Origin of the sequence: Aminiphilus sp. (genome assembly GCF_029975095.1) — a bacterium.
GTDB lineage: Bacteria > Synergistota > Synergistia > Synergistales > Aminiphilaceae > Aminiphilus.
In genome coordinates this window covers 1-19,536 of sequence record NZ_JARKPW010000187.1, presented here as the reverse complement: position 1 = coordinate 19,536, position 19,536 = coordinate 1, and the positions used below count along the sequence as shown (strand labels likewise).

Genomic DNA, 19,536 nt, shown 5'->3' with positions numbered 1-19,536 from the left:
AAGGGTTTTCATGGTGTTCGGCGGCCGTCTGCGGCGATGAGCCACACTTTTCCAGGAGTGCCTTTTTGTGTTCGGTCAACAGGTCCCTGCCCGAGGTAGCGACTGGACTCCAGTCGGGCTGCAGGCGACATCAGGGCCGCGCTCCTGCCGGAGTAAACCCCTCACGAGGATGGCTCATTTCCTAAGGAACTTCTGAAAAGCGCCACGCCGACCTCAGGAAGGCGCAGCGGCGCCCCGGGAGAGAGAGAGGGAACCCCCTTTCATCAGAGCTTCCTCAATTTTTGCGAAAAGATACGTGACACTCCCCGTGTCGTCGTGAGGACGGCTCAGTCCTTCCGCCCCGTCCTCTTTTCAAAGCAGGAAAGGCAGAGCGTCTCTCCCTCGAAAAGGCGCCCCTTGGGTTCCATGAAGATCTCGCCGCAGCAGGCGCAAGGGACGCTTCGAAAGAGGCGGGCCTTGGGCGGCAGGGACTCCTCGACGGGTTTGATGTCGAAGAGTTCCTCCAGCGGGGCGGCGAGCAGGGCGTCGATCCTCTTCTGCCGGATCCGATGCAGCTCCTCCGTTTCCTCCGGAGTGAGTTCCTGTACCGCCGCCTTGCGTCGCAGGATATCCTGCCTGCTGCCATCGTCTCCGTCCATGCGGAACGGCTTCGCCACGAGGCGGAAGGATTTTTCGTCGCTCCGGCGGTAAAAGCTGAAGGCCACCTTGCCGCGATCCCGGTAGAGGAGATTTCCCTTGCCGAAGGTGCATCCTGTGAGAAACTGTACGGCGTCCACGCCGCACATGTCCGTCTCGGTGACCGCCACGATCTCCTCGTCGTCCGCCCGGGGGCCCAACTCCCGCAGCGCCATCTCGGCGGCGCGGATGCCCAGCGTCAGGCCGGGACAGGAGTGGCCGTGAAAGGTGACGACCTGCTGTAACGTTTCCTGCGACAGTGCGCATGTCATGAATGAAGACTCCCTTCTGTCCGGACATTCCCGGCGGGCGTTTGCCTTTTTCGCCGGGATAGGTACAATAGTAACACGAAGTTCAAAATTTGTAGTACGCAGGAGGGCCCAGTCATGACACGCGCTACAGCAACATGGTGGCATTTTCGAACTGCCCGGAGGTCTTCGGGTGCATTTGCCGCACTGGTTTTGGTTGTCGTTCTGTCTGTCGCTGCAGGATTGTCCTGTCCCCGGACCGCTCTCGCGGCGGAGGAAACGAAGACGGTTTCCATTCGGGATGCGCTCGGCAGGGAGCAGGCCGTACCGCTCCATCCGGAACGGGTGCTCTGTTCCGGCTCGGGATGTCTGCGCCTGCTGGTCTATCTCGGTGCCCAGGATCGCGTGGTGGCGGTGGACAGCATCGAGCATCGCACCGGAGTGGCCGACGCCCGCCCCTACGCGGTGGCGAACCCGCAGTTCCGCGACCTTCCCCTCTTCGGCGAGTTCCGCGGACAGGACAATCCGGAGCTCATCGCGGGCCTCGATCCGCAGCCGCAACTGATCTTCAAGACCTACAGCGAGAGCGGCTATGATGCGGTGCAGCTCCAGGAGAAAACGGGAATTCCCGTGGTGGTGCTCGATTACGGCGACCTCGGGCGGAACCGTGGTGCCTTCTACGAGACGCTTCGGCTCATGGGAACGGTGCTGGGTGTGGAGGAACGGGCGGAAGCGGTGATCCGCTTCTTCGAAGAGGCCATCGCCGACCTGATGCGGCGTGCGGGAGATGTGCCCGAGGCGGAGCGCCGAAGCTGCTACGTGGGCGGTATCGGATCGCGCGGCACTCACGGGTTTCAGTCCACGGAGCCCGGCTATCCTCCCTTTCTCTTCCTCTCCGCCCGAAACGTCGCGGCTGACCCCGCAAGGGGGGACAAACAGCTCCGCCAGGCGGACATCGCCAAGGAACAGCTTCTTCTGTGGGATCCGGAACTCGTCTTTCTCGATCTCGGAACACTCGGATCGGGCAAGGAGGTGAACGGCCTGATCGAGCTGAGGACGGATCCCGTCTACCGTTCCCTTTCCGCCGTCTCGGGGGGCGACGTCTACGGTGTTCTCCCCTACAACTCCTACACCACCAACTACGGCTCGGTGCTCGCCGATGCCTATTTCATCGGCACCGTTCTCTATCCGGACCGTTTTGCCGACGTGCGTCCCGAGGCGAAGGCCGACGAGATCTACACGTTCCTCGTGGGGAAACCCCTCTTCGCCCAGTTGGACGAAGCGTTCGAGGGACTCGTCTTCAAGAAGATCCCCCTGGAGGAGTAGGGGGTGCATCTGGAAGGCGGCTCGATGCCGCGGGACTACCTGCGCCACCAATTCCGCAAGGGGATGCTGCTTCTCGGAGGCGGCCTTCTGCTCGGATTCCTCTTTCTGCTGGCCCTTTCCCTCGGTGCGGTTTCCATTCCTCCGGGGGAGGTACTGCGGACGCTTCTGGGGGAGCACGTCTCCCCCAGGTGGGACATGATCGTGCTCCAGATCCGTCTTCCCCACGCCCTGGCGGCGGTGGTGGCGGGGTGGGCGCTCTCGTCGGCGGGCGTGGTGATGCAGTCCGTGTTGCGCAATCCTCTGGCGTCGCCCTTCACGCTCGGCATTGCCTCGGCGGGGGCCTTCGGGGCGGCTTTTTCGGTGATCCTTCTCGGGACGGGAGTGATGCGAAGCCGCATGGCCGACGCGGTACAGATCTCAAGTCCCCTGGAGACCACGGGGGTCGCCTTTCTCTTCTGCCTCCTCGCGTCGGGGATCGTGCTTCTCATCTCCAGAATGCGCACCGCCTCGCCGGAGGCGATGATCCTCGCGGGGGTGGCGCTGAACTCCCTCTTTTCCGCGGGGACCATGTTTCTCCAGTATTTCGCCACGGACGTGCAGCTCGCGGCGGTGGTGTTCTGGAGCTTCGGCGACGTGGGACGTGCGGGCTGGCGGGAACTGTGGGTCATGGCTCTCGTCGTGGGGGGCGCTTCCCTGTTTTTCTTCCGGAACGTGTGGAACTACAACGCCATGGACAGCGGTGACGAGACGGCCCTGGGGCTCGGCGTTCCCGTGGCGCGCCTCCGGATGTGGTCTCTGGGTGTGGCGTCGCTCCTCACGGCGGTGGTGGTGGCTTTTCTCGGCGTCATCGGCTTCGTGGGGCTCGTGGCGCCCCACATGACGCGGCGCATTCTGGGGGACGATCACCGCTTTCTGCTCCCCGGGGCGGCCTTCGTGGGTGCCTGCCTTCTCCTTGCGGCGGACACGACGGCCCGGCTCATTCTGGCGCCGCATGTACTGCCCGTGGCGATCCTCACGGCGTTCCTCGGGGCGCCGGTCTTTCTCTGGCTGCTCTGCAGGAGGTCGAAGAAAACGTGCTGACGGTGCAGAATCTCTCTTTTCGCTACGGAGCGGCGCCGGTCCTCTCCGAAATCTCCCTGACGGTGGAACGGGGGGACATCGCGGTGGTTCTGGGTCCCAACGGTGCGGGGAAGACCACGCTTCTCAAGTGCCTGAACCGTATCCTCGCTCCCGCATCGGGAACGGTGTCGGTGGAAGGGCGCCCTGTCGCCTCCATGAGTCGGAACGAACTGGGGCGGACCTTCGCCTACATTCCTCAGACACAGCCGGTGACGGAGACCACCGTCTTTGATGCGGTGCTGCTCGGTCGCCGTCCTCACATCGCCTGGCGCATGTCCCGGAAGGATGTGGCCATGACCGCGGCGATCCTCGACCGCATGGGGCTGGCCGACCTGTCGCTCCGCTATCTGGACGAATTGAGCGGTGGAGAGCGGCAGAAGGTGGGGATCGCCCGGGCGCTGCTCCAGGAGCCGAAGGTGTTGCTCCTGGACGAGCCGACGAGCAATCTCGATCTCAGGAACCAGCTTGAGGCCATGGAGACCGTCTCCCGCATCGCCAGGGAGCATGCCATGGCGGTGGTGGTGTCCATGCACGACCTGAATCTGGCGCTCCGCTACGGAACGCGCTTCTTCTTTCTCAAGAAGGGCTGTCTCGTGGAGAATGCACTTCAGGGGACGCTCACACGCGATATGGTGGAGCGCGTCTACGATGTCCGTGTGGAGATGACCATGCATCGCGGCACCCCCGTGGTGCTCCCCGGGGAGCCTCTTCCGACCTGAACGGCTCAAGCGGGGGCCGCTGTCGGAAAACGTGACGGCGACTCCGCAGTGCGATGACGACGCGTCACGAGACCTTTCTGCGGTTCATGGCGGATTTCAGGTACACCTGTTCCCGGAAGGCGGCGATCTCCGCCCGCAGGTTCGGGTTCGGCGAATCGCCGAAGAAGGCGTGGACCACCGGGACCAGTGCATCGGGCGAACGCCGCCGCCGCTCCCGCGCAAGATCGTTCATGATCGCCGTGGCGACTCCTTCCTGCATGCAAGTGAAGGGTCCCACGTGAAAGTAGCCGCAGATCTCGGGGCCGCCCTCGCGGCTCCGGAGCCTTCCCTCGAGAAATTCGAAGAAGAGGCCGATGGAGAGAGGCGATTCTCCGGTGATGTGCCGGGAGAAGATGTCCGCTTCCTCGATGCGGGAGAGCACCGTCTCGGGGGAGGGGAGAACCTGCCGGTCCTTCGTGATCCCTCGGAAGAGACGGGCCGCCCATCGATCCGCCCAGCTCAGGAAAGCCCTCCCCACCATGCGGACCAGTCCGCTCTTTCTCTCCCCCGCGAGATGCGCCACATAGTCCATCCACTCCGAGATGGGGCCCCGCACGACTTCGAGCTCTTCTTGTTCCAGCGTGTGGATCACGAACCGCGTGTAGGGGTCGTGCTGGCGCATGTAGATCTCTCCCGCGTAGAGGACGAGGGGAAAACGAACGGAGAAGGCCCGGGGAGCGAGGGCGGAGAAGCCGTCGAGCGTCTCCTGTGCCCAGAGGAAGATGCGCCGGGAGAAGATGCCCTTTGCGGCGAGCACCGTCTCCAGTGCCGCGAGGCGTTCCTTCCGGTAGTCCTCGAAGCGGTTCCGGTCCGTCGCGTAGGGGCGGAAGCGGAGGGCCGCGTCGTCGAAGGCGTCCGCCAGTCTGGCCGTCATGTAGAGCCCCGCGGCGAGAAGAGCCTTGTCCCTGAACGAAACGGCTCCGGCGGCGTCGAGAATGTCCAGGTAGGCGTCGTCGCAGGAGGTGCGGAGGATGGGCAGCGTGTCGAAGCCCTGCTGGTCCAGGAGGATCCGGAGCACCTCCGCGTACTTGCCCAAACGACAGGGGCCGCTCGCCGTGGGAAGGGCGAGAAGAAAGGCCGCGCCGACCTGTTCCCTGCCGCCGTGCTCTGCGGCCAGCTCGTCCAGGAAGGCCGTCACGTCTCCCACGGCGCCCTTGAGGGGAAAGCACGTCTCGGTCTTGATGAGCGCCGCGCCGCGCTCCCGCGACGCCGGAGTGTCCGTGGGAATCGCCCGGGCGGCGATGCCCCGATGGCGAAAGAAGGCCGTGACGATGCGCGACGCGTCCCCCATGTTGGGGACGAGCCAGCAGCGTTTCCGCGCCCATCCGGTTCGCCGCGTTCGGTTCTCCCCGTCCGGGGAGGACGGGCGGCATTCCGAGGCACGTGTCGCCGCAGCGCCGGGCACTGCTCCGAGGCAGGGGAGAACCGGTTCCGTCCCTTCCGTGGACGCCTTTTCTTCAAGCGCTCCCGTCTGCTGAGAAGGAGACCCCCGTTTTCCCGACAGGGCGCTTCGGAGGACGATGCGCTCGTGGGCCTCCGCACGGGTCACGAAGGGTGCGTTGTTGGTCTGGGCGTCGGTGACGAGATGGAGGAAGGGTTTGTCCACCCGGGAGAAAAGCGTTTCCTCCATGAAGAACTTGATGGAGTCCGGCCCGCAGGCGAAATTCATCTGCCGAATGGGATAGAGCCCCGGTGTCTTCGCCACGAAGAGCGATGCCTTGAGAATGTCCAGACTGTGGAACCAGTATTCATTCTCCGCCACTCCCTCCACGGAGAGATGGCGGTAGCGGTGCTGCAGGAAGATCTGGGGGATGTACCGCATGCCCCGCACCTTGGAGAACATGTGTCCCGACGAGGAGGATGCCTTCGGATCCAGCACTACGTAGTCGCGTCCCAGTCCGACGTAGCCCGGTTCGCCGCTCGTCCGCACCGCGTCGAGGAAGCTGTCGCCGATCCGGGCTAGGTCGTTCAGAAAAGCGGCGGTACCCGCGTCGGCATCGGCGAAGGCCTCAAGAATGGTCACGTCCGGGACGGTCCTTCCGAGCTTCGCTAGGACACGCTTCAACTCCGCCGCCATGCCCTTGCGGTCTCCAAGGTACCACACGGGATCGATGCAGCGGTCCCGCAGGCGCCCCAGGGCGTCCCGGAGGATGAACCCCTCGGCCTCGCTGTAGACGCAGAACTTGAGATGGGGAGGGCGTTCCTGACGCTCCTCGATGAAAGCGGGATTGAAGGCGTAGGCGATGCGCGGTTCCGACGCGGCAAGAAGGGCATGCCCCGTGGAGATCTTCATGGCGATGCAGAATTCCGTGCGGGCCCGCTTGATGCCCCGCTGGACGATGTCGTCGTCCGTCGCGGGAGTGAGCACGGGGAGAAATCCCAGCCGGTGGAGTACCCTCGCGGACCAGATGCCGAGGTGTCCCAGCGTGGAATTGCTCCGTCGTATCACCACGGTGCGCTCCGCGTCCTCCGGGTCCAGTTCGGGCAGGTCTTGCCACCGGATGCCGTCAAAATGGCGTTCCATCAGGGAGTGGAAGATCTCCACGTAGTCGGGGCGCTCGCGCCCCGAGGTCTCGCTGTTGCCCCGGGGGCAGAAGCCTCCCGTGAGAACGTCCTCTCCCTCCATGCGGAAGATGCGCAGTTTGCAATTGCGCTGACCGCAGGAAAGCTCTCCGAAGTGCTCCCGGCAGAGTACCTCCGCGCTCTCCATGCGGGAGCGGACTGCCTCCCAGCCGCGGAAGGCGCTGCGTGTCTCCCGTCCCTCGCGCCTGGCCTTGCGCAGCGCGTCCCGCACCACGAGGGCCGCCCCCACGGCGCCGAAAAGTTCCCGGTTCGGGTAGGCGTGGATCTCCGTTCCCGTCACGGCGGCGAGTCCCGCGAGGAACGCCTTTCCCAGGGAGGGGCCTCCCTGGCAGGAGCAGCGTTCTCCCACGGCCTTCCTGCCGCCCACGAACTTGGTGAAATAGCTTTCCGCAGTGCCGCGCACCACTCCGGCGGCGATCTCCTCCGGGGGAAGTCCCTCCGCGATGAGACGGTTTACGTCCATCTCCATGAAGACGCCGCAGGTGGCGTCGATGAGGGGGACCCGTTCCGCCCGGAGTGCCGCCTCCTGCAGAGAATCCTTCACGTCCATGCCGAGGATGCGCGCCAGGTTCTCCAGGGTCTGCCCGGCTCCCGCCTGGCAGGAGTAGTTCATGCGGGCCTCCCGGATCTCGTCCGTGGCTCCCTCGGCGGTGCGTTTGAAGGTGGTGAACTTCATGTCCTGCCCGCCGATCTCGAAGACCGTGTCGATGTCGGGGTCCCAGAACTTGATCGCCGCGGCGTGGCAGGTGATCTCGTCCACGGCGCCGTCGGCGACGACGCATCCTTCCGCCAGGGCGCTTTCTTTTTTATTCCGGGAGAGGAGCATGCGCTCGTAGAGCTTCCGGGCCGATCCGGTGGTGCAGACCCCCGCCACGGAGACGCCGCGGCGGTTTTTCTCCAGATGACGGAAGACCTCCAGGAGCGCTCCCTCGGGATCTCCCGCGGTGGCGAGATAGATGCCGTCCAGAAGTGACCCCGTCTCCAGATCGAGCACGGCGGCCTTGGTGGTGGTGGAGCCTCCGTCCACGCCGATGACCACGTCCCGGAAATGCGCCTCCGAGTCGTTCTGCGGAAAAGACGCGGGGGGCGTTTCGCCTTCGTGGAGATGCACCAGGGGAAGAACATTCCTCAGGGGCGGCGCGAAGCGTCGTCCTTTTTCGCTGCCGGAGTGGGTTTCCTGAAGGATGTCCAGCTCCGCGACGACGCGGTTGCCCGCGGCGAGGGCACCGAGGGCGACGCCGAGGGCGGCGACGTTCGCGAAAGCCGGGGGCCTGTGGAAGGCGAGTCCCGTGAGTGTCCGGAGGCGTTCGAGGATCCACGGCGAGGCGAAGACGCCTCCCGTGCAGACCGCGCCGGCGGAGGGATCGAGGTCGCGGTAGCCCACAACGTCGGTGACGAAGTTCGCCGTCACGGTGGCGAGGAGCTTGGCCACGATGCGGTCCCGGGGAAGCCCCTCGTTCTGGTCGTGGATGAGGTCCGACTGGATTACGACGCCGCACCGGGCATTGTACCCCTCCTCGGAGGGGTGGCGTGCCGCCGCTTGCTCCGCCTCAGCGAAGCAGGCCGAAAGCGCCGCCTCCCGGTCGTTTCGGGAAACGATCGCTCCCTCCAGGTTTTTCCCGAAGAGGCGTCGTACCTGTTTTTCGAGAAGAGTCCCCGAGCCGCCGCCGCATTTGGTGCTCGTGCTCCAGTCGAGCAGGACCGTCCGGGAAACGGCGGGGAAAGAAGTGGTTCCGTTCCCTTCGCCCTGGGCGTCCACGGTGCCGAGAGTGAAGAAATAGGAGTCCTTGGCGCCCATGTGCGCCACGTAGGTCGCTCCGGGGACGAGGTTTCCGACGCCGCGGGGAATGGCCACGCTCTCGTACTCGAAGAGCGTTCCCGGAAAAAGCTCCGCGAGAGGAGCGGCAGCGCTGCCCGTGAAGGCCGTGGCGAGGATGGGTGTTCCGTTCAGGTCGCGGCGGAGTTCATGCCAGATCCCGCGAAGCGTCGCCAGGGGGGCTCCGAAATGAAAGCGCCCCGGCGGAGCCGCCACGATTCGCCCCGATTCGTCCAGGACAACCCAGTGGATTACCGCAGAACCCGCATCGAATCCCACGCAAACGCCCTTCATGAGTCGGCTCCTTCCTCGGAACACCCTTGAAAACACGTGTACGCACTTGACGGCGGAGAACGTTTCTGAGTGCGCAAAGTATATCACAACGCATGCGCCGTTTCGGGACGGATGGAAAGGAACGGCACCCGTTCCGGAGCGAAAAAGGGTCCCGAAATCGTTGCGGCGTCAACCGCACGAGGCGGCGTTGTCGTTTTCGATGGAGTCTTGCGTGCGCATCGTTTCTCTTCGGAGCCCCGGCGCTTTCTCCGGAGGAATCGGAGTGCTCCGCTTCGTGGAACGTGGAGGTGTTCCTCCGTGGGGATGTCTGCCGGGGGGTTGCGAGAGAGGGATCCGTGCGAAGTTTGCCCTTTTTCGTCCCGCAGGCATGGTTCAAGATGCCGGAAGAGGACTCCCTTTACGAATCATGGCCCTCTTGTCGAGAGGTGGAGCAGTTATGTCGTTACCGGGTCAGTTCATCCTGTCGCGTAACAACACCGGATGTCCCTTCCCGAGGAGGCGACTCGGAAGGAAGGAAAATCTATGGGAGGGCTTCTTTCCGGAGGTGTTCACGCATGGAGGTGGTCGCGGCATGGTAGAATGAAACGAAGTCATCCTTGTTCAATTCTGTCGCGGCGGCTTCACGCGGCATTGCGCTGGAGGGAGGCGACGTCATGGCAGGTGGAGAGGCCTTGAGGAAATTCGTCGCGCCCGAGATCGTCTTCGGCGAAGGCGCTCTTGAACTTGCCGGTCGTTTCGTCCGCAATCTGGGCGGTCGGCGAATTCTGGTCGTGTCCGATCCGGGGGTGATCGCCGCGGGGTGGACGGAGAAGGTGCTGGAAAGTCTCAAGGGGGCGAACCTGAGCGTCGCCGTGTACGAGAACGTGCGCACCAACCCCTCCACCGCCTCGGTCATGGAGGGTGCCTCCGTGTTCGTCCGGGAACAGTGCGACATGATTCTCGCCGTCGGAGGCGGCAGTCCCATGGATTGTGCCAAGGCCATCGGCGCCGTGGTCTCCAACGAACAGCACGTCCTCGAGTTCGAAGGGGTGGACAATGTTTCCCTGCCGCCTCCGCCCCTCGTCTGCGTGCCCACCACGGCGGGAAGCGCCGCGGACGTCTCCCAGTTCGCCATCATCACCGACGAGGTCCGGAAGGTGAAGTTCGCCATCATCAGCAAGACGATGGTCCCCGATGTGGCCCTCGTCGATCCCCGCACGACACTCACCATGGAGAAGAACCTCACCGTCGCCACGGGCATGGATGCGCTCACCCACGCCGTGGAAGCCTATGTCTCCGATGCCTCCTCGCCCCTCACGGATCTGCATGCCCTGGAGACGGTGCGCCTCGTGGCGCGGCATCTTCCGGGTGCGGCAGCGGCGCTCGACAACCTTGAGCACCGGCGGGGCATGATGCTCGCATCCCTCTACGCTGGCCTGGCCTTCTCCAACGCGGGACTCGGCATGGTGCACGCCCTTGCCCACAGCCTCGGAGGAGCGCTCGATCTGCCCCACGGGGAATGCAACGCCCTGCTCCTGCGCCACGGATGCGCCGCGAACCATTCCGCCGTGCCGGAACGTTTCGCCCGGATTCTCCAGGCCTTTCGGGAGGGGGAGTGCATGACGTCGGTGTGCCCGGTGGCTCCGACGCCTCCGGAGAAGGTTCTGGAAGAGCTTGTCGCACGTGTCGAGGTGCTGGGCGGCATCTCCGGCATTGCAGTGCGTCTTCGGGACTTCGGACTGCGCAGGGAGGACATTCCGAGAATCGCCCGGTTCGCCTACCAGGACGCCTGCCTGCTTACCAATCCGCGGCATCTGGATGCGGCGGAACTGGAGGAGGTGCTCCATGGAGCCTGGTGATGCGAAGAACCGGGAGGCGTTGCGCCTCCGGCTCATGGGACTCGGGGATTCGTCCCTTCACAAGAGCTACTATCCGGAACTTCAGAAGCGCCTGGGAGAACTGGAGCGTTTCCGCACGCTTCTCGACCGGGCCAACGACGCGATCTTTCTCGTCTCCCTCCGGGACGGGTGCGTCCGCTATGCCAACGCCTCCGCCCGCCGTTACGGACTGCTTCTGGGCGCGAAGGATCTTCAACTGCAGTGCCTTCCCCTGCAAAACCTTCTCCTCGGCGGAAACGGAGAGGGAGTCGACATGGACCGCATTCTTGCGGCATCGGCCTTCGACTCCGGCGAGGAGGGGCGTTGCGTGCTCGATCTCTTTACCGACGAGGGGCTGCGGCGCTGTGAACTCTCCGTCAGCGTGCCCGAAACGAGCGAGGATGCCCATGCGGTGCTCATCCTCCGGGATGTGGAGGATCGCCTCGCTGCGGAGGACCGGCTCCGGGAGACCCTGCACCAGGTGGAGGAGGCCCGCTCGCGCACGGTGTCCCTCACGGCGGCCATCGTGGAGCTGAAGGATTCCTTCACGGGGCAGCACCAGCGCCGTACGGCACAGCTCGCCTCCGCCATCGGCAGACATCTCGGCGTGAGCGGCGGAGAACTCTACGACCTCGTCACGGCGGCCATGATGCACGACATGGGCCTCATGGCGATTCCCACGGACATCCTCTTCGCACCCCGTCCTCTTTCGGAGGTGGAGTGGCTTCTCGTGCACCGGCATCCTCTCATCGGTAAAACCCTGATGGACCGGGAAAATTTTCCCTCCTCCGTGTCGGTGCCGCTGGTACAGCATCACGAGCGCCTGGACGGATCTGGATACCCCCATGGGCTTTCGGGGTGCCAGATTGTCTCCCTTGCGCGGATTCTCGCTGTGGCGGACGTGGCGGAGGCCATGTCCAGCCACCGTCCCTATCGTCCCGCCCACGACCGGAGCGCGGTGCTCGCCGAACTGGCCGCAGGACGAGGCGGACAGTTCGACGTCGCCGTGGTGGACGCCTGTGCGGCATTGCTGGAGGAGGGCTTCGCCTTTGCCCCTCATCCGGTGGAGGAACTTTCGCAGGGGTGATACAGAAGTGTTTTCCTTCCGAATGCGGTGCCGGAGTCTCGGTAGTGATGCTTCTGGCGTAGTGTTTTCACACTTTCCCGACGAGAGGCCGAAGACAGAGGAGGCTCGCGGGAAAGAAGATGCGAAGAGCCCTTCCGGACAAACCGGGAACAGAAAGGAGGTTTTCTTCGCTTCAGTGACGTCCCCATGCCCCGCCTGTGGTTTTCCTCCGAAAGAACTGCCCGAAACACCTCCGGAGAATGCATTCTCCACGAAAGTCGAGATTTGTGGACAGTTTGTCCGGGTATTTGCACGGAGCGATCGATGGAGAGGGTTGAAGAGAGAGTCCTCTTGGCATAAAATGTTACGGTACCTAAATATATTCAAGGAGAGTTCCGGATGCTGAAAGAAGCGGATGATCTGATGGAGCATATTGCCCGGCTGTTTCGGATGGTGCGCCGGCGGCCGACGGACGAACAGTGTCTTTCGCGTGGAGCGCATCGGCTCCTGCATCTGGTGTTGCAGAACGATGGTATCCGTACCACGGATCTGGCGAAAAGAATGGGTGTTCGCCCGGCATCGCTGACCGAGCTGCTCAGGCGCCTGGGCGAGGGTGGATACCTCCGCCGGGAGAAGGATGAGAACGACTCCAGGGTCATTCGCGTGTTTGCGGCGAAGAAGGCTTTTGAGGAACACGTGCGGCTGGAAGCGGAACACAGGGAGCGGAACGCACAACTGCGTGCCTGTCTGACGGACGACGAGGCCGGGATGTTTTGTGCGATATGCGACAAGCTGTGCGCATTTCTCGAAAAAGAGCAATCGCTGGTTGTCGGCCGTGAACGGAGGCACGAGGACGAGGCATGCCGAGGGTTCCATCACGGGAGCGAACGCCGAAAGTGCCGGGGAGACGGCGAAGGCGACGGTACAGGAGGAGATTGCGGAGGCCATCACCACTGTGGAAGAACCGGGAGTGCGACAAGTGGCCGATGAGGCGCGGAGACGGGGCTGGCTCATGTTCGAACTGATGCGGACGCACCTCAAGGGGACTGCACGGACCTGCGCGATCCTGGCGCCTTTGTGCATGCTGCTCGAGGTCTTCATGGATCTGCAGCAACCTACCTTGATGTCGGATATCATCGACATCGGGGTGGCGAGCGGTGACCTCGGCTACGTGCTCCGCACCGGTGGTCGCATGGTTCTCTTTGCACTGATCGGTCTTGTCGGTGGGGGGTGCTGTTCCGTCTTCGCTACGTATGCGGCGACGCACATGGCGGGTTCGATACGAGAGCGTCTGTTTTCGAAGATCTTCACTCTCGCGGCCACCGAGGTGGACAACCTGGAGACATCGTCGCTCGTGACCCGGACGACCAACGACGTGGCACAGATTCAGGAGATGATGGTGATGCTGTTGCGTGCGATGTCTCGCTCTCCTATGCTTTTTGCAGGGGGCATCATCATGTCGTTTCTGCTCAGCTTTCGGCTGGCCCTTGTCCTGTGCGTCGCTCTGCCTCTGTTGACGGTCAGCGCGATATGGATCATCCGGAGGGCTGTCCCTCTGTACACTGTGGTACAGAATCGGATGGATCGGATCAACAGCGTTGTGCGCGAGAATCTGCTCGGCATGAAAGTGGTGAAGGCATTCGCGCTGGAAAATCGGCAAATTGCACAGTTCGAGCGAGCCAATGTCGATCTTGCCGACAATGGCATCAAGGCGCAGAAGGCGACCTTTCTGCTCATGCCGATTGTCACATTGGTAATGAATCTGTGTGTTGTAGCAGCTTTATGGTTTGGCGGTCTGATGCAGATTCGTGGAGTGCTTCCTTTGGGGAAAATCATGGCTTTCGTGAATTACCTGGTGCAGATCACGCATGCGCTGGTGATGCTGGCGAACTCCGTGGTCAACATCTCCCGTTCCCAGGCCTCGGCCCTGCGCATCCGAGAAGTGATGCATACCCACTCCTCGCTTGCCCCTCCGGAGCATCCTCGATTACCCCGGAATGACGATATCGAGTTGCGTCATGTGAGTTTCGGCTACACGAGCGGCGAAAGGGTGTTGTGGGACATCGACCTGTACATCCCCCGAGGGCAGAAGGTCGGAATCGTCGGTGCGACCGGCTGCGGAAAAAGCACGCTTGCGGCACTGCTGGCCCGCCTCTACGACCCGAATGAGGGCAGCGTGTGTCTTGGCGGCGTTGATGTTCGGGAGATCCCGATGGATGTGCTCCGGAAAAAGATAGGTCTCGTTCCACAGAATAGTGTGCTGTTCTCGGGAACGGTGGCGGAAAATCTGCGCTACGGTAATGAAAGTGCCGATGAGGTCGCACTGTGGGCGGCTGTCGCAACCGCTCGGGCCGACGGGTTCGTTCGGGCTCTTCCGGGGGAGCTGAACGGAGAGGTGGCACAGCGCGGAAAAAACTTTTCGGGCGGGCAGAAACAGCGCTTGTGTATTGCCCGCTCACTGCTGCAGATACCGAGCATTCTCATCCTGGACGATGCGACCAGTGCGGTGGATTCCATCACCGAGGCGCGTTTGCAGGCGGCTTTGCGCGAGAGAACGGGAGGAATCACGCTGATTCTCGTTGCACAGCGTATCTCGAGCATTATGGATTGTGATTGCATTGTGGTGATGGACAAGGGGCGCATTGCGGCGCAGGGAAGCCATGCTTGTCTCATGGAGTCCAGCGAGATCTATCGCTCCATTGTGCTGTCCCAATTGGGAGAAGAGGCGTTGCTTCGTGTCTGAGAACAGAAACCCTTCCCTTCAACCCAACTTCACGGGGCGACAGAGCCCATGGCTTTACCTCGCTGCGGAGAAGCCTCGGCTGACGAACGTCACGGGTACGCTCAAACGGATCCTGGAGTATCTGCTCGGCTGGCGTTCATCGCTCCTGTTCGCCCTTGTCTGTGCAGTGGTCTCCACGGGGATCACCATTGTGGGAACACGTCTCAACGGCTACACGGTGGACACTTTCATCGCCCGCAAAGATGCGCGCATGCTGGGAATCGTCTGTCTCCTGATGGCGGGTATGTACGTCGTCGGGGTTGCATCGAGCTATGTCCAGAGCATCTTGACGATACGTGCGGCACAGAGGACATCCGCCGCTTTGCGTCGCGACCTGTTTCGACGTGTGGCACATCTGCCGCCGGCCTATTTCGATGCTCACAGCAGCGGAGATGTGATGAGCAGGCTGACGAACGACGTGGACAACATCAATACGGCGATTTCACAGACGACAGTGCAGTTGTTCACCGGCATCGTCAGCGTTGCAGGCATGCTGGCAGCCATGCTGTTTCTCAGTCCTCCGCTCACGTTGGTCTGCCTGATCACGACGCCCTTGACTTTTTTCACGACGCGGATTATCGCGAGAAATGTGCAGCGCTTCTTCGTGGAACAGCAACGGGAATTGGGCAAGCTGAACGGCTATATCGAGGAAATGGTGTCGGGACAGAAAATACTGCGGTTGTTTTCGCGCGAGACGCGTGTGGTGGAGGATTTCGAACGGATCAACCGCCGCTACGTGGGCGACGCTTTTCGGGCACAGGCGGTGAGCGGTATCATCGGTCCGTGCAACAACATGGTCAACAACATCGCCTACCTCCTCGTGGCAGTTGCGGGAGGTTTCTGTGTCATTCGGAACATTGGGGGTGTCACGGTGGGGGTCGTCTTCTCGTTTTTGCTGTACATGCGCAATTTTACCAATCCCATCAACAACATTCTCGCTATGGCCAACTCGCTGCAATTGGCGCTGGCCAGCGCCGAGAGGGTGTTTGAAACGATGGACGGACAACCGGAGTGCGACGCGGATGGTGCGTCGGACATCGAAAGAATAGAGGGGGACATCCGGTTCGAAAACGTGCGCTTTTCCTATGTTCCCGGCAAGCCTGTGCTTCGGGGTGCGGATATCGTCGCGGAACCCGGCCAGACGGTGGCCATAGTGGGGCCTACCGGAGCGGGAAAAACGACGATCATCAGCCTGCTCACTCGGTTTTACGACACCGACGGCGGCAGGATCCGCATCGACGGCATGCCTATCGAGGCGATCACCCGCCGTAGCCTGCGACGATCCGTGTCGTTGGTTTTGCAGGACACTTTTCTCTTTTCGGATACGATCCGGGAGAACATCCGGTACGGCCGAATAGACGCCGGCGACGAGGAGGTGGTTGAAGCGGCCCAGCAGGCCCATGCCCACGAATTTATTCTGCAATTGCCGCATGGCTATGATACGGTGCTGACCGATAACGGCCAGAATCTCTCACAGGGACAGCGTCAGCTGTTGAACATCGCCAGGAGTCTCCTGTCCAGGGCTTCGGTACTTATTTTGGACGAAGCGACATCGTCGGTGGATACCCGGACGGAGCAGATCATTCAGAGTGCATTGCTGACACTGATGAAGGGTAAAACGAGTTTCGTCATAGCCCATCGGCTGTCCACCATCAAAAATGCGGACAAAATTGTCGTGATCGACGGAGGGCGCGTCGTGGAGCAGGGGACTCACGAGTCTTTGCTGGAGAAAAAGGGGTTTTATTTCCGGCTCTATGAAAGTCAGTTCAAAACAGGGATGCCGAATGGAGTTCCTGGGGGGTGATGCATGTGCTCGGGTGCGGAGGGTGTTGCTCGACTATCAGGTTGAGGACTCCCCAAGGCGGTTTGGAGCCGCGGTTGTCGTGCAGTGTGTATCTCGTCGCTGTGACGAACGCACCGGCTGTCGAGGATTCCCTGGCCCGTCCACTTGACGGGAGATGGAGGCAAGGAAGGAAATGACGGAGCAGGACTTTTTTGAGGCCCTTACGGCCGAATACGGGAGATCTTTTTCCGGCTGGGATTTTTCCTACGTCAATGAAAGAATGGTCTCGGATCCACTGCCCTGGAATTATCGTCTTGTTGTGACGGATGCCGTCTGCGCTTCCGAGTCGCTGCTCGACATGGGAACCGGAGGCGGTGAGTTTCTCGATTCCCTGCCCGCACTGCCTCCGGTCACGTTTGCCACGGAGGGATACGCACCGAACGTGCCGATCGCGAAAGCCCGACTGCGTGAGAAGAACGTGCAGGTCGTCGAAATCGCCACCGACGATGCGCTTCCGTTTGACGACCGCTCCTTCGACCTGGTGATCAACCGTCACGAATCGTTTGCTGCCGAAGAGGTGGCGAGAGTACTGAGGACATCGGGAATATTCATCACGCAGCAGGTCGGCGGCATGAATGGCCTCGACATCAACGCGTCTCTGGGCGCGCCTCCATCGGACCATGTCGGCTGGTGTCTGCTCAAGGCGAAAGAAAACCTTTTGCATGCGGGGTTCAAAATTACGACGTGTCGCGAGTACATCGGGAAAACGCGGTTCTATGATATATACAGTCTCGTGTATTACCTGAAGTGCATTCCCTGGCAGATTGCCGATTTTTCCATCGACGCGTACTTCAGGCGACTGTGTCTCTTGAACGAAGAGATGCAGGAGTGGGGATACAGGGATTTCATTTTCCATCGCTTTCTGCTCGTTGCGGAGAAATGAGTTCCGCTTCCCGATGGAGTTTTTGCAACGGCGGCGAAATTCTTGCGGCGCCGCCGGAATTGGAAAAGTGCGCGGAGCGTGCCGGAGGTGCCTCGCGGGTTTTGAGGACACCAGAGGATTGTCTCCGGCGAAAGCCTGCGATCCGAGTGAAAGGACTCTGTCCCGGCCGACCGTGAAAGGGAATTCTTTTCCGGGGGGAACGCGTTCCTTTCACGAAGAATCGTTTCGTCATCGGTTGCTTTCTCCGGAAACCGGCACGAAGCATGTCTTTCCTCGGGGTGCCTTGTCGTTGCCTTTTGTGGACCCGCATTCGGGTTCCGTCCGGGCTGGGGTGACGAGGGAAATTGTGCACGTGGATTCAGCGGCGGTGCTGTCGTTCGAGACGGGAAACGGAAGGGAATGATGTGCGCGGTGGATCGTTGTTCGACACTGGTTCTGTACGGCCTTACGGGGGTGCTCTTCGCCCTTTCCTGGATGCAGGACAGGGCGAAAACCCGGCTTGCCCTGAAAAAAGCCTGGAAGACCCTCTCGGGCATGGTCTTTCTCATGGGGTCCATCATGCTCTTCGCCGCTCTCGGGGTGGTGCTCGTTCCCCAGGAGGTGCTCGTGCGCGTTCTGGGCGGAGAGAGCGGTTTCTTCGGGGCGTTTTTGGCCTCGCTGGTGGGAGCCGTAACGCTTATTCCCGCCTTCGTCGCCTTTCCCACGGCGAAGATCCTCCTCGACGCCGGGGCGGGGGTGCTCCAGATCGGCGTGTTCGTCTCCACCCTGATGATGGTGGGTGTGGTCACTCTTCCGCTGGAATCCCGGATCTTCGGGAGCAAGGCCGCGGTCGCGAGAAACGCCCTGGCCTACCTCTGGTCCTTCGTGGCGGGCTATGTCGTCTTCTGGGCGGTGCGCTGATGGCGACGTCTCCGGTTCGGGACATACGGGAGGAGCAGCGGCGGCAGGAACAGCCGAAACAGGGGAGACCCGGTTCGGAACGGGCGCAGTGCCCGTCCGGAAACGGAAAGACCCCTCCACCGGGAGGCGGTTGGAAGAGCGGGCTTCCTGCGTTCGGCGTCGCCCTCGCGCTTTTGGGCGCCCTTTTCTTTCTGAATCCGGCCCAGGGAAGAGAGGTGGCCCGGCTCTGGAAGGAAAGCACCTACACCGTCCTCGGTCTTCTGCCTCCGGTGTTTCTGCTCCTCGGGCTCTTTGACAGCTGGGTGTCCCGGGAACGGATCATTCCCCTGCTCGGGGAGGGATCCGGCATCCGGGGCGGCGTGCTCGCCACACTTCTGGGCGCCCTCGCCGCGGGACCGCTCTACCTCTCTTTTCCCATCGCGGAGGTGATGCTCGTCAAGGGAGCGAGCCTTCGGAACGTCTTCGTCTTCGTCGGGGCATGGTCCACCATGAAAATCCCCATGTTCCTCTTCGAGGTGGGGAGCCTCGGAGGGCGCTTCGCCGTGGTCCGCTACGCCGTCTCCCTTGTGGGGATCGTGCTCATCGCGAAAGGCACGGAACTCTTTCTCGGGAAGGAAGAACGCCGACTCCTCCTGGCGCGGTACGAGACGGAGGCGTGAGGGAGTCGGCGTTCTTTTTCGCCGCATCCTACCGCATCATCGAACGGAGGAGCGTCAGGTAGTCCTCTTGGGTCATCGGCCTGGGGTTGCTGCGGTTGCTTCCGTTCTGCGCGGAGTAGGCGGCGATGGTCTCCAGGTCTTCCTTTTTGACGCCCAGGGAGGCGAAGGACGGAAGACCCACTTCCTCGGCCAGGTTCGCCACGTGCGCCACCGCTTTTCGGGCGCCTTCCTCGTCGGTCGCGAAGGAATATCCCATGGCGGCGGCGATCCGGGCGTACTTTTTTGCGCAGTAGGGCAGATTGAATTCCATCACCGGGGCGAGCGCCACGGCGTTGCACATGCCGTGGGGTGCGTCGTAGAGGCCGCCCAGCGCTTCGGCGAGACAATGCACCGCCGCCACGTCGGAGTGGGAGAAGGAGATGCCCGCCAGAACGCTTCCCATGAGCATGTCCGTCCGGGCTTCCATGTCGTCGGTTCCGGAGCGGACGGCCCTCGGCAGGGAGGCCGTGATCATCTCGATGGCGTGCAGGGCGCAGGCGTCCGCGATGGGCTCCGCGGGCAGGGCCGTGAACCCCTCGATGGCGTGGGTCAGTGCATCCATGCCGGTGGCGGCGGTGAGCATCTTCGGCATGGACGCAGTCAGCCCGGGATCGCACAGGGCGACTTTCGCCGCGATCCGGGGATGTCTGATGCTGAACTTGAACTTGTCCGTCGTGTCAGTGATGACC

At 62.4% G+C, this 19,536-nt stretch carries 14 protein-coding genes; 11 read left to right on the top strand and 3 right to left on the bottom strand.

All coding sequences use genetic code 11. The features are described 5' to 3' along the window. Positions 1-326: 326 nt before the first annotated feature. Positions 327-947 carry an FmdE family protein gene (locus Q1K49_RS12140; protein ID WP_300526293.1) on the bottom strand — a complete coding sequence of 207 codons (621 nt, stop codon included), beginning with the start codon at positions 945-947 and terminating at the stop codon, positions 327-329. Positions 948-1,061: 114 nt separating this feature from the next. On the opposite strand from Q1K49_RS12140, the gene Q1K49_RS12135 reads away from it, so the two are divergent. Genes Q1K49_RS12135 through Q1K49_RS12125 form a run of 3 tightly spaced genes read left to right on the top strand, consistent with a single transcriptional unit; the run spans position 1,062 to position 4,087 of the window. Beyond that, positions 1,062-2,249 (top strand): iron ABC transporter substrate-binding protein, encoded by a 1,188-nt coding sequence (locus tag Q1K49_RS12135; protein ID WP_300526292.1) that lies wholly within the window; start codon positions 1,062-1,064, stop codon positions 2,247-2,249. 3 nt (positions 2,250-2,252) lie between these two features. Next, entirely contained in the window at positions 2,253-3,329 is a 1,077-nt protein-coding gene (locus Q1K49_RS12130; RefSeq protein WP_300526291.1) for an iron ABC transporter permease, read from the top strand. Further along, positions 3,323-4,087, top strand: coding sequence for an ABC transporter ATP-binding protein (locus Q1K49_RS12125; RefSeq protein WP_300526290.1), 765 nt, complete (start codon positions 3,323-3,325; stop codon positions 4,085-4,087). The genes Q1K49_RS12130 and Q1K49_RS12125 overlap by 7 nt, the downstream gene beginning before the upstream one ends. Positions 4,088-4,151: 64 nt before the next feature. Here Q1K49_RS12125 and Q1K49_RS12120 read toward each other — a convergent pair whose 3' ends face one another. After that, positions 4,152-8,819 (bottom strand): BadF/BadG/BcrA/BcrD ATPase family protein, encoded by a 4,668-nt coding sequence (locus Q1K49_RS12120; RefSeq protein ID WP_300526289.1) that lies wholly within the window; start codon positions 8,817-8,819, stop codon positions 4,152-4,154. 653 nt (positions 8,820-9,472) lie between these two features. Between Q1K49_RS12120 and Q1K49_RS12115 the strand changes: the two genes are divergently transcribed. The 8 genes from Q1K49_RS12115 (at position 9,473) to Q1K49_RS12080 (ending at position 18,808) form a co-directional block, all read left to right on the top strand. Next, the gene (locus tag Q1K49_RS12115; RefSeq protein WP_300526288.1) at positions 9,473-10,657 is read left to right on the top strand and encodes an iron-containing alcohol dehydrogenase; all 1,185 of its coding nucleotides are present in this window, start codon (positions 9,473-9,475) and stop codon (positions 10,655-10,657) included. After that, positions 10,644-11,762 carry an HD domain-containing phosphohydrolase gene (locus Q1K49_RS12110; RefSeq protein WP_300526287.1) on the top strand — a complete coding sequence of 373 codons (1,119 nt, stop codon included), beginning with the start codon at positions 10,644-10,646 and terminating at the stop codon, positions 11,760-11,762. Before Q1K49_RS12115 ends, Q1K49_RS12110 begins: the two co-directional genes overlap by 14 nt. A 378-nt stretch (positions 11,763-12,140) precedes the next feature. After that, entirely contained in the window at positions 12,141-12,731 is a 591-nt protein-coding gene (locus Q1K49_RS12105; RefSeq protein WP_300526286.1) for a MarR family transcriptional regulator, read from the top strand. A gap of 22 nt (positions 12,732-12,753) precedes the next feature. Next, positions 12,754-14,484, top strand: coding sequence for an ABC transporter ATP-binding protein (locus tag Q1K49_RS12100; RefSeq protein ID WP_300526285.1), 1,731 nt, complete (start codon positions 12,754-12,756; stop codon positions 14,482-14,484). After that, entirely contained in the window at positions 14,477-16,327 is a 1,851-nt protein-coding gene (locus Q1K49_RS12095) for an ABC transporter ATP-binding protein (protein WP_300526284.1), read from the top strand. The genes Q1K49_RS12100 and Q1K49_RS12095 overlap by 8 nt, the downstream gene beginning before the upstream one ends. A 172-nt stretch (positions 16,328-16,499) precedes the next feature. After that, a complete protein-coding gene (locus Q1K49_RS12090; RefSeq protein ID WP_300526283.1) occupies positions 16,500-17,249 on the top strand; it encodes a class I SAM-dependent methyltransferase in 750 nt (249 codons plus the stop codon). A 399-nt stretch (positions 17,250-17,648) separates the two neighbouring features. Then, positions 17,649-18,149 carry a permease gene (locus tag Q1K49_RS12085; protein ID WP_300526282.1) on the top strand — a complete coding sequence of 167 codons (501 nt, stop codon included), beginning with the start codon at positions 17,649-17,651 and terminating at the stop codon, positions 18,147-18,149. Next, positions 18,149-18,808 carry a permease gene (locus Q1K49_RS12080; protein ID WP_300526281.1) on the top strand — a complete coding sequence of 220 codons (660 nt, stop codon included), beginning with the start codon at positions 18,149-18,151 and terminating at the stop codon, positions 18,806-18,808. The genes Q1K49_RS12085 and Q1K49_RS12080 overlap by 1 nt, the downstream gene beginning before the upstream one ends. A gap of 28 nt (positions 18,809-18,836) precedes the next feature. On the opposite strand, the gene Q1K49_RS12075 is transcribed toward Q1K49_RS12080, so the two are convergent. Continuing rightward, on the bottom strand, positions 18,837-19,536 hold a 700-nt coding region (locus tag Q1K49_RS12075), incomplete at its 5' end, for an iron-containing alcohol dehydrogenase (RefSeq protein WP_300526280.1).